The organism is Mailhella massiliensis, assembly GCF_020741395.1.
GTDB lineage: Bacteria > Desulfobacterota > Desulfovibrionia > Desulfovibrionales > Desulfovibrionaceae > Mailhella > Mailhella massiliensis_A.
Map to the genome: position 1 here is coordinate 1 of NZ_DYZA01000061.1, position 11,248 is coordinate 11,248.

Genomic DNA, 11,248 nt, shown 5'->3' on the forward strand with positions numbered 1-11,248 from the left:
TTACAACATTTATGTCTTCAAATATTTCAAAAGTTCAATATTTCAAGAAGGATAACGTATTCTCTTTCATATTTTTTTCAAATACAGGATTATACCTTACATAATTTTTTAATTCTGCATAATTATATACAATACTATTTTATCCATCACTTTATTAACAATAAATATTCTATCAAAAGATGCATATTTTTGACATTCAAATAACAAATATTTTTAAATAATACAAAAAATTATAGTCATATTGCATCAAAAATTATGAAGGAAGATTATCTTTTATCCAGAAGTTTTTAATTCTCCAATAGGGATTCCGTTAGATTTATGTGAAAAAAGCTCAAGATCATGCTCAATATCATGAAGTAAAATATCACTTCCAATGACAAATGAAACAGAAGCTTCTCCAGCAGCTTTCCTTCCGGGCTCAGCCCACACCTCTCAGTCCCTTGCGTCGGAACAGGGTAAAAGTGTCGGCAACATCCCCTCGGAAACCATGGGCCGTACTCAGCCACTTCCCTCCCATGGACAGAAACGCACAGAGGCCTTTGCCGCAGGGGGACTCCGGCAAAGGAATTGCGGAACGCATGCAGCTTGCCCGATTCTTTGAGATTACCGCGTAAAAGAAGGAAGAGCCGTGCGGCATACCTGCGGCACGGCGGAAAAAAGCCCTCCTGTCTCGGGCAACGGCACGACTTTTCACGCCTCCAACTTCACAGCCTCCACCACTTCCGCCGTGCCGTCCTGCACGCGGAAGCGTATGTCGTACCCGGCAAAGGGCATGCCGTAAACACGGCCCGGATCACGGTGATAATGGGGGCGCGGGTCACGGGACAATATGCCGACAAGGGCAGCTTGCTGATCTTCGGTGAACCGGGCGCGCCACCTTTCGGGAAACTCCACCTCAAGGGTGACGTCGGCAAGAGTCGTCGTGAAGCCGCCCTTGGCCTCAGGATGGCAGTCGGCATAAGGCACATAGGGCTTGATATCGAAAATGGGCGTGCCGTCCATGAGGTCTATTCCCGAAACGTGCAGCTCAGGCCCCTCTTCCCCATGCAGGAGCACCTTTTCCAGGCGCACGCAGGAAAGCCCCATGCTGTTCGGCCTGAAAGGGGAGCGCGTGGCGAACACACCGAGCCTGATATTGCCGCCGAGACGCGGCGGCCTTACCGTGGGCGACCAGTGCTCACACCTGGCCCGGGAAAACTCCCAAATGAGCCAGATATGGGAAAAATCCTCCAGCCCGCGCAACGCCTCAGGATCTCTGAACTTCGGCATGAACACAATGCGTCCTTTCAGATCTTTCACAAGGCCGCTCTGGCGGGGTACCCCGAATTTCGACGGCAGATCGGTATGTATGCAGGCAATAGTTTCCATGCCTCAACCATATCGGAAGCTTCCCCTTACGGCAAGACGCATCCAAGCTGAAGAAATGGCCGGGACGCCCGACACAATAGCCCGGCAGGCGTATTTCAACTTGCAAGAGACCATGTTCCGCTTTATTCTCACAAGAATACCTCAAGAAGGCATGATTGTTCCTTTCCTTCGCCCACCAAAAGGAGAACGCCATGATACTTGCATTCAACGGCAGCCCCAGAGCCCGCGGCAACACCGCCGCCATGTTGCAGGCCGCACTGGACGGCGCTGCATCCGTCGGGGCCGAAACGCGCCTTGTTCAGCTTTATCCCTTGAAATACAAGGGCTGCGTCAGCTGCTTTTCCTGCAAGCTCAAAACGGGAAGACACGGGCACTGCGCCATGAAGGATGAGCTTTCCCCCTTTCTTGACATAATGGAAGAGGCCGACGGGCTTATCTTCGGCTCACCCATCTACTTCAACGATATCACGCCCGAACTGCTCGCCCTGGAACATCGTTTCCTTTTCAGCCACATGCTCTATAATAAGGAAAACCGCTGGGTCTTTTCCCGCACCATCCCTTCGGCCTTCATTTATACCTTCGGCATGACCGCAGACCATGCAGACGAAATCATCGCCCAGTTTTCTGCAGTACACGGCCGCATGGGCGAGATGCTGGGAGTGAAGAGCGAAATCTGCTACAGTGCCAACGCCTGGCAGTTCAGCGACTACAGTCTCTATGAGGCCGACCGTTTTGATCCGGCAGCAAAAAAGAAATATCACGACGAAGTCTTTCCCAAAGACTGCGAAAAAGCCTTTGAAATGGGCCGCCGGCTGGCTCTGATGAAAGAACGCGCCTGACCTCCATTCCGCCCCGGACATGTCGGGGCGCGTTTTCCTCTGTTCGGCAAAGCTCCGCAGGAGGCATGGCCGGACAGGAAAAAACGTATGTTCCATGAGCCTCGAACAAGGTGCAGAAAAGGCCGTGGCGAAATACCCGCATGCGCGGCCTCCAGCCGCCAAAGACGCCCTGAAGAAAAATTCTGCATGTACTCGCAGATGAGGCTCACAGCTCCCGGACACAGGAAACAGCATACCCCGAACCGGGGCGGACAATCAGGCAACAACCGAAAAAAACCTCACCTTTTTCCAGCGAGGATACCATCGTGGAACATCGCGTCATCCAGGTCGAGGAGCGCCCCCCGCTTCTTCTGAACATCCCCCTGAGCCTTCAGCACCTGTTTGCCATGTTCGGCTCCACCGTGCTTGTGCCCTTCCTGTTCAAGGTGAACCCCACTACATGCCTGTTCATGAACGGCATCGGCACGCTGCTCTACCTTTTCCTCACCAGGGGCAAGATTCCCTCCTACCTCGGTTCCAGCTTCGCCTTCATTTCCCCCGTGCTGGCCATTATGGCGGCAAGCAGCTATTCCTCCGCCCAGGCGGGCTTCATCGTCTTCGGCCTGCTCTTCATCCTTTTCGCAGCCCTCATCAAGGTCGTGGGTACCAAGTGGATCGACGTGATATTCCCGCCCGCAGCCATGGGCTCCATCATCGCCGTCATCGGCCTTGAACTCGCCCCCACAGCCGCTTCCATGGCAGGTCTCACGGGAGAAAACATCAATATGGACAACGTGATGGTTTCCATGTTCACGCTGGCCGTCACCGTGATCGGCTCCGTGGCTTTCCGGGGCTTTCTCGCCATCATCCCCGTGCTGTTCGGCGTTATCTGCGGCTATGTGTTCGCCTTCTTCATGGGCATGGTGGATCTTACACCGGTAAAGGAAGCGCCCTGGTTCCAGCTGCCGGAATTCTATGCCCCCACCTTCGACCTCAACGCCATACTCATCATCGCTCCGGCAGCGCTGGTGGTGCTTGCCGAACACATCGGGCACCTTCTTGTGACGGGGAATGTCGTCGGGCGCGACCTCATCAAGGATCCCGGCCTGTCCCGCTCCCTGTTCGCGGACGGCTGCTCCAACGTGCTTTCCGGCTTCTTCGGAGCGACGCCCAACACCACCTACGGCGAAAACATCGGCGTCATGGCCATTACCCGCGTCTACAGCGTCTGGGTGCTCGGCGGAGCGGCACTTATGGCCATACTGCTTTCCTTTATCGGCAAACTTTCCGAACTCATCCGCGGGATTCCCGTGCCTGTCATGGGCGGCGTGTGCCTGCTGCTGTTCGGCGTCATCGCGGCTTCGGGCCTGCGCGTGCTGGTGGAGCGCAAGGTGGATTACAGCAAGTCTTCCAACCTCGTCATGACTTCCGTCATCATGATCATCGGCCTGAGCGGCGCAAAGCTGACCTTCGGCTCCTTCACCATTCAGGGTATGGTGCTTGCTACGCTTGTGGCTATCGTCATGAGCCTGGCCTTCAGAATTTTCGACAAGTTCAACCTGCTGCGCAAAGATTAACGCTTTCCTCTCCCGACGACGTATAAAAACTCCCGGCATGGGCAAAGGCTCATACCGGGAGTTTTTACGTATACCCCTTATGCCCCGACGCCGGAAAGCTTCACGCGATGCTTCACGGTAATGCCGTCGCACATGAAGCACAGATGTTCCACAATATTTTCCGAGCGACGGCAGATGCGGTCCACAGAACGCGCCACAAGAATGAGAGGCACGGCGGCGGAAGGATCGACCACGGAGGCGCGCACATCCACCATGAGTTTTTCATACATGGAAAGAAGAAGATGCACGCTTTCCTCCGAATGTTGAAATACGTTCATCCCCAGGGGTACGTCTTCCCTGCGGAAGGCGTCCAGGGCAGTATCCAGCATGTCGAAGGCAAGCTGCATGTAGCGGGTAAGATCCTCTTCCAGCGATGGAGAAAAGGATTCCGGGAGCCTGGGAATCTGACGCGCTATAGTCACGGCTTCGTCGGCAATACGCTCAAGGTCGAGCACCATACGCACGGCGGTGAGAATGAAACGCAGATCCCGGGCCACGGGCTGCGTTCTTGCAATGACGCTGGTACACGTTTCATCCAGTTCAAGCTCCATTTCATCGATTGCGTCGTCGCTTCGCACCACCTCTTCAGCGGCGGCCGCATCGCGGAGCAGAAGGGCGGTACGAGCCTTGCCGTAAGCCAGCTGCACAAGGCTGCCCATGGTGAGCAGTTCCGTCCTCAATCCGCGAAGCACGGGAGAACCGTACCTCTGATCCATCATAGTCGTACCTCTCGCAGGCCGCAACGACCCTACGCGCAGTATCCCTTGCGCGAAAAGCCCGTCTTTCGGCCGATACAGGGTGAATAAGGGAAAGGAACACTACCGCCATGTTCCGAAGGCTCTGCCCGAAAAACGGCGCAGGCCTCGCTCAGGACTCACGTCCTCCGCCTTGATTGCGGAAAGAGGCGGATGCAGGATACCCCGCCCGGAGGGAAAAATGTAAGGGCCCCGCAGGCGTGCCCCCATGCAAAAATCTCTGGATTTTCCTTCAACTATGCAGATTCCCCAGAAAAAATCCGACAGGGGAAAAACGCGCGAAATACTGGAACTAGCCGAAACGGCCCGTAATATAATCTTCCGTCTGTTTCAGCCGGGGTCGGGTGAACATGATATCGGTCTCGCCGGATTCGATGAGGTCGCCCATGTAAAAGAACGCCGTATAATCGGAAACGCGCGCCGCCTGCTGCATGTTGTGCGTGACGATGATCACGGTGAGCTGTTCCTTGAGCTGGCCTATGCCCTCCTCTATCTGCTGCGTGGCGATGGGATCCAGCGCAGAGGTGGGTTCGTCCATGAGCAGGATTTCCGGCTCCACGGCCAGGGCACGGGCTATGCACAGCCTCTGCTGTTGTCCGCCGGAAAGAGCCAGTGCGGAATCGGAAAGACGGTCCTTCACTTCTCCCCACAAAGCCGCCCTTTTCAGGCTCTCTTCCACCTTGGAAGCAATGACGGATTCCGACTTCTCGCCGTTGACGCGCAGGCCGTAGGCCACGTTTTCAAAAATGCTCTTGGGAAAGGACGTGGGGCGCTGGAACACCATGCCCACCCGGCGACGCAGGGAAACTACGTCACATTCGCGTGTATTGATATCCTCTCCGTCCAGCAGCACGGCCCCTTCGGACCGGCTGCCCGCGACAAGATCATTCATGCGGTTCAGGCATCGCAGATAGGTGCTCTTGCCGCAGCCGGAAGGGCCGATGAGCGCCGTAACTTTTTTTTCGGGAAAACGGAGACTGATATTCTTCAGCGCCTGCTTCTCTCCGTAAAAGAAGTTCAGCGAAACCGTCTCCATTTTGACATGTTGCATGGGAAGAAACTCCTTGAAGAAAAGGGATGTTCAGGCAAGAGGGACGGTAAATCGCATGATGCAGCCGGGGCCGTCTTCAACGCCTATGCACCCGCCGTGCCGCTCTACGACATGCTTGCAAATGGCAAGGCCGAGCCCTGTGGACACTTGTCCGCCCCTGTGCTTTTCCACACGATAAAAGCGTTCAAATACGCGCATGCGAAGTTCCGGAGGTATGCCCGGCCCGCTGTCGGCCACGCGGAACACGGCCATGCCCGTTTCCCTGTCGGGCTGTGCGGAAATCACGATCCGCGAGCCTTCGGGCGCGTAGCGGCAGGCATTTTCCAGAAGATTGCGAATGACCCGCGTCAGATACTCCGCATCGGCGTTGATGGAAAAATCTCCTTCGGGAAGCTCCTCGTAAAACTCCAGCTTCCTAGCTTCCGCTGCATTTCTGCACAGATCCATGCCTCCGTGTATGGCCATGGAGGCGGCCATCGGCTTGATATCCATAGGGATGGAGCCGTTTTCTATGCTGGAAAGCTGGAGCAGATCCTTGACCATGGTGGCCATGTACTGGGAATTTCGGTCGATTACCTCCAGAAAATGGAGCGCCCTCTTTTCTGAAACATAGCGTTTCAGGCTCTCGGCATAGCCCATGATTGCGGTGAGGGGGGTACGGAGTTCATGGGAAACATTGGCCACAAAGTCCCGGCGCATGTCCATGAGGGCAGACATTTCCGTAATGTCGTGAAACACAGCCACGGCCATGAGAAGCTTGCTTTCTCCCACAATGGGACAGATGAGCACCTGAAGCTTACGGCCGGACAGATTATCCATTTCAAACTGTACGGGTTTTTCCGGCACCTCGTGCTTGAGCGATTCTATGCCCTTCTGAAGCTCGGGGGAAGGAATGACTTCCACAGGCTGCAGGCCTTCCGCATGGGCCGCGCGGGGAAAGAGGCGCACCAAGGTGGCGTTGACGCTGCGCACGCAACCTTCATGATCCACCACAAGAACGCCCTCGGCGATGCTGTTGAGCACTGCATCGAGCTGTGCCTTCTGGGCAAGGATATGGTTCACCTGTACTTCCATGCGCTGGGCCATGGAATTGACGGCGGCGGCCAGCGGTGCAAACTCGTCGCCGGGGAGTGCCCGCAGGCTGATGCGGCCGCTGCGGCTGCCCGGGGTGGCCAGACTCTCCACCGAGGTGATCATGAGCTGAAGGGAGCGGCGGAAACGCATGGACATGAAGGCCGCAAAGCCCACGGCAAAAACAAGGGCCGCTACCGCGCCCGCCAGAAGCGCCCTGCTCCTGTCTGCCGCATGATTTTCCACCAGGGAAAGCGGTGCGGCCACACGAATGACGCTGACGGGGGAACCCGGTATGGATACACGCCGGGCGGCATAGACGAAGGATGTATCCAAGGTAGAGCTGTGCCTCACGCTGGAGCCTTCCCCTTCGATGAAGGCAAGGGCCACTTCCTCATGGTAACGGTGATTTTCCAGCTCCGAAACATCTCCGGCAAAGGAATCATACAACACCGCGCCGTTGGCGTCGATGAGCGTCACGCGATGCTGCCCGCCGGAATAAAATTTCCGCAGCGTCTCGGGAAGACCTCCCTGCCCGTCTCCCCCGTTCTGCTCCGCTTCTTCCAGAATATAGTTATAAAGGAAAGAGACCTCACGAAAAGCGTCTTCCCGCGTGATATCGATGCTTTCCTCTTTGATGCTGTGCAGAAAATACCCGCACGGCACCAGCACGGAAAAAAGAATGACGACACAGAAGCAGAGAAATATCTTGATGGAAAACGATGTGTTTTTCATGGCTATTCCTTATAGCGATAGCCCATGCCGCGTACCGTTTCCAGGTACTGGGCGGCGTCTCCCAGCTTGCGGCGCAAGCGGGCGATGTGCACGTCGACCGTGCGTTCATACCCTTCGAACTGATACCCCCACACCGAAGAAAGCAGCTCTTCGCGCGTGCGTATGCGGCCGGCATTGAGAAAAAAATCCTCAAAAATGCGATATTCCAGCGCAGTGAGCTCCAGAGTCCGGCCGTCGACGGATACACGGCGGCCCTGCTGATCCAGACTGACGCCGTGCCTGCTTACCACCTTCTTGCCGGTATCCATGGTCCGGCGGCGCAGAATGGCCTTGACGCGCAGCATCAGCTCGCGTATATTAAAAGGTTTAACCACATAATCGTCGGCCCCGTACTCAAAGCCGATGATCCGGTCCATTTCCTCTCCTCGCGCCGTCAGCATGAGAATGGGGCAGGGTATGCTCTCCGCGGCATGCTTGTGAAGCTCCCGGCACACGGAAAGGCCGTCCCTGCCGGGAAGCATGAGATCAAGAATGATGAGATCCGGCTTGAGAGATTCGGCCATTTCCAGCCCGCGCAGGCCGTCGGCCGCCTGCTCCACATGGTATCCTTCTTCTTCCAGAGAAAAAGCCACCAGTTCACGGATATCATCGTCGTCTTCTACTACCAGTATGACAGGCTGTCTGTTATCCACAATATTTCCCCTTTCCTTTTGAGGACTGTGTAGCTTCCCTCTATGAAGCCAGTGTTACAAAACCATAACAATATCAAAACAATCGTCGATACAAAAAGTTAATATCCGGGATATATTTTTGCAACAATACCTTTTTACTTTCCCTCCTGTCCGGCGGGCTGATCCGCCGGAAGAAAAAAGGAGTCTGATCCATGAAGATCAAAAGTATTGTCATGAGCGCCCTGCTCGCCCTCTGCGCGGCTTCCCCTGCGGCTGCCGCCTCCATTACCATCAACGGTTCCACCACGGTGCTGCCCATCATCCAGAAGGCTTCCGAGCACTTCATGGCGAGCTATCCCGACATTTCCATCGTCCTTTCCGGCGGCGGCTCCGGCACGGGCATCAAATCTCTGCTCGACGGCATCACCGACGTGGCCATGTCCTCCCGCGACGTGAAATCCAGCGAAATCAAGCTGGCTGCGGAAAAGAAGATGGAGCTTACCCGCACCGTCATCGGCGTGGACGCCCTGGTGCCCATCGTCAACACCAAAAACACGGTCAAGGACCTTTCCATCGCACAGCTGCGCGATATCTTCGCCGGCAAGATCACCAACTGGAAGGAAGTAGGCGGCAACGACGCCCGCATCGTGGTCGTCAACCGAGACAACTCCTCCGGCACCTATGAATGCTGGAAGGAACTGGTGATGAAGGATGCCAAAGTCATGCCCAAGGCCCTCACCCAGGCCAGCAACGGCGGCGTCGCCCAGAACGTAGCCACCAACCCCAACGCCATCGGTTATATCGGTATGGGGTATCTGAACGACAACGTCAAGGGTCTCACCATAGGCGGCATGGCCGCCAGCGCTGAAACCGCCCTGGCCAAAAAGTGGCCTCTTTCCCGCGAGCTGTACCTCTTCACCAACGGGAAGCCCGAAGGCAATACCGGGACATTCATGAAGTTCATGCTTGATCCCAAGCTGGGCCAGCAGGACGTGCTGAAAGCGGGTTATATCCCCATCTCCAAGTAGCAGGATATATCCCTTGTACGGATTACGGGCGGCAGAAACGCCCGCCGTGCAAAAAGCTGCAGCAAGGTCAGGCTCCCCGAAGAAGCTCCGCCGGAGGCTGAAATTCCGGCGGACGCTTCCAGGAGCCGCAACAGGGGGATTCCCCCCTTTTTCGTATGTCACGGACAAGGCATGAACACTCGCAAGGAACGACTCACCACATGGCTGCTGGCCGGCGTATCGATGCTTTCCATCCTTTCCATGACGGGCATCGTGCTCTTCCTGCTGCTGGACGGCCTCCCCTTTTTCAAACATTATCCGCTGTTCGACTTTCTGTTCGGTCTGGGCTGGTATCCTACCGACGATCCCATGGAATTCGGCATCCTGCCCCTTGTGGTCGGTTCTCTCGCCGTCATGACCCTGGCCACCGTCATCGCCGTTCCCCTCGGCGTGGCAACGGCCATTTATCTTGCGGAAGTGGCGAGGCCCGGCATGCGGCGCATCGTCAAGCCCTTTGTGGAGCTGCTCGCCGCTCTGCCTTCCGTAGTCATCGGCTTTTTCGGCATGGTGGTCGTCGCTCCCTTCCTACAGAATCATTTCGGAGCCGCCTCCGGGCTCAACCTGCTCAATGCCGGGCTCATGCTGGCCTTCATGAGCGTACCGATCATCTGCTCCGTTGCAGAAGACGCCATATACTCCGTCCCGCGGGAACTGCGCGAAGCCTCGCTTTCCCTGGGGGCCACCCGATGGGAAACACTTGTCCGTGTGGTGCTCCCCGCAGCAAGTTCCGGCATAGGCACGGCCGTCATGCTGGGCATGTCGCGCTCCATAGGGGAAACCATGGTCGTGCTCATGGTGGCTGGCGGCGCCGCCGTCCTCCCCACATCCCTGTTCGACGCCGTGCGGCCCATTCCCGCCTCCATCGCCGCGGAAATGGCGGAAGCCCCCTTCCACAGCGAACACTATTTTGCCCTGTTCGCCACCGGAATCGTGCTCATTCTCTTCACGCTCATCTTCAATGCCACAGCCTTCCGCATTGCGGAAAAACGCCATTCCGGCATCGGCTGCTGACGGCTCCCGGAACATGCCGGAAGTCAGGAGCGGCTCTTTCCCGCCCCGCCCCCCAAAAAAAAACATGTATCCTGGCGCCCGGAAGAAGGCCGACGGAACATTCCGCGCTCCTACCGGCAGCCATTTCAGGGAAAATCATGGACATAAGCAAACGCAACCAGAACCGCCTGTGCGTCCAGAAACTGATGTTCGGTTTTCTGCGTGCCTCCGCCGCCGTCAATGTACTGGCGCTTTCCGGCGTATGCCTCTATCTTGCCGTCAACGGACTCTCCTCCCTCTCCTGGGAATTTCTCACCGCCTATCCCAAAAACATGATGACCGAGGGCGGCATCATGCCCTGCATCGTGGGCACCTTCCTGCTGGCCTTCGGTTCCATGATCATCGTCTTCCCCACGGGCGTGGCCACGGCCGTATACCTGCACGAATACGGCCGCCATTCCCGTCTTACCTATTACATACGCTTCGGCATCAACAACCTCGCGGGTGTGCCTTCCATCGTATTCGGTCTGTTCGGCCTTTCCTTCTTCGTCACCTTCCTCGGGCTGGGCGTCAGCCTGCTTTCCGGCATACTCACCCTGTCCATACTTACCCTGCCCATCATCATCAACACCGCCGAAGAAGCCCTGCGCCGCGTCCCCGATTCCTGGCGCGAAGCCTCCCTCGCCATGGGCGCCACCAAGGTGCAGACCATCGTGCGCGTCGTCATACCCGCGGCCTTCCCCGGCATGCTCACAGGCTGCATCCTGGGCCTTGCCCGCGCCGCAGGGGAAACCGGGGCCATCATGTTCACCGCCGCCGTCTACTTCACCCCGCACATGCCCGATTCGATACTGAGTCCCGTCATGTCCCTGCCTTACCACATGTATATTCTCGCCACCTCCGGCACCAACATTGAAAAGACCCTGCCTCTGCAATACGGTACGGCGCTCATGCTCATTTTCCTTGTGGTGGGCATGAACCTTCTGGCTATCATCCTGCGCGATAGGCTGCAAAATCGGAACAAACAGTAAAGAAGGCAGGCTGCGCTTTTTATGACGGCGTCCTGTCGCCTCCTCGCAGTACGCCGCCTTCCGATCACGGCCGAA

The 11,248-nt window shown here is 56.5% G+C and carries 10 protein-coding genes; 5 read left to right on the plus strand and 5 right to left on the minus strand.

Annotation, left to right across the window (positions count from 1 at the left end):
- Positions 1–690: 690 nt before the first annotated feature.
- Positions 691–1,368: a tRNA (N6-threonylcarbamoyladenosine(37)-N6)-methyltransferase TrmO gene (tsaA, locus tag K8W16_RS03250; RefSeq protein WP_304121114.1), complete on the minus strand. Its 678-nt coding sequence runs from the start codon at positions 1,366–1,368 to the stop codon at positions 691–693.
- A gap of 191 nt (positions 1,369–1,559) precedes the next feature.
- On the opposite strand from tsaA, the gene K8W16_RS03255 reads away from it, so the two are divergent.
- Together K8W16_RS03255 and uraA are read left to right on the plus strand one after the other, a co-directional pair.
- On the plus strand, positions 1,560–2,207 hold the full coding sequence (locus tag K8W16_RS03255) for a flavodoxin family protein (RefSeq protein ID WP_304121116.1): 648 nt from the start codon (positions 1,560–1,562) through the stop codon (positions 2,205–2,207).
- Between the two features lie 305 nt (positions 2,208–2,512).
- Entirely contained in the window at positions 2,513–3,763 is a 1,251-nt protein-coding gene (gene uraA, locus K8W16_RS03260; protein WP_304121118.1) for a uracil permease, read from the plus strand.
- Positions 3,764–3,840: 77 nt separating this feature from the next.
- Here the strand turns inward: uraA and phoU are convergent, their stop codons facing one another.
- From phoU to K8W16_RS03280, 4 genes are all read right to left on the minus strand, one after another.
- Complete coding sequence (phoU, locus tag K8W16_RS03265) at positions 3,841–4,521, minus strand: phosphate signaling complex protein PhoU (RefSeq protein ID WP_304121120.1); 681 nt, start codon at positions 4,519–4,521, stop codon at positions 3,841–3,843.
- Positions 4,522–4,849: 328 nt separating this feature from the next.
- Entirely contained in the window at positions 4,850–5,608 is a 759-nt protein-coding gene (pstB, locus tag K8W16_RS03270; protein WP_304121122.1) for a phosphate ABC transporter ATP-binding protein PstB, read from the minus strand.
- Positions 5,609–5,638: 30 nt separating this feature from the next.
- Positions 5,639–7,414 (minus strand): ATP-binding protein, encoded by a 1,776-nt coding sequence (locus tag K8W16_RS03275; protein WP_304121124.1) that lies wholly within the window; start codon positions 7,412–7,414, stop codon positions 5,639–5,641.
- A 2-nt stretch (positions 7,415–7,416) separates the two neighbouring features.
- Entirely contained in the window at positions 7,417–8,106 is a 690-nt protein-coding gene (locus K8W16_RS03280) for a response regulator transcription factor (protein ID WP_304121127.1), read from the minus strand.
- Positions 8,107–8,297: 191 nt separating this feature from the next.
- Between K8W16_RS03280 and K8W16_RS03285 the strand changes: the two genes are divergently transcribed.
- The 3 genes from K8W16_RS03285 (at position 8,298) to pstA (ending at position 11,173) form a co-directional block, all read left to right on the plus strand.
- On the plus strand, positions 8,298–9,113 hold the full coding sequence (locus tag K8W16_RS03285) for a phosphate ABC transporter substrate-binding protein (protein WP_304121129.1): 816 nt from the start codon (positions 8,298–8,300) through the stop codon (positions 9,111–9,113).
- A 171-nt stretch (positions 9,114–9,284) separates the two neighbouring features.
- Complete coding sequence (pstC, locus tag K8W16_RS03290; RefSeq protein WP_304121131.1) at positions 9,285–10,163, plus strand: phosphate ABC transporter permease subunit PstC; 879 nt, start codon at positions 9,285–9,287, stop codon at positions 10,161–10,163.
- Positions 10,164–10,300: 137 nt separating this feature from the next.
- A complete protein-coding gene (pstA, locus tag K8W16_RS03295; protein WP_304121132.1) occupies positions 10,301–11,173 on the plus strand; it encodes a phosphate ABC transporter permease PstA in 873 nt (290 codons plus the stop codon).
- The last annotated feature ends 75 nt before the right edge of the window (positions 11,174–11,248 follow it).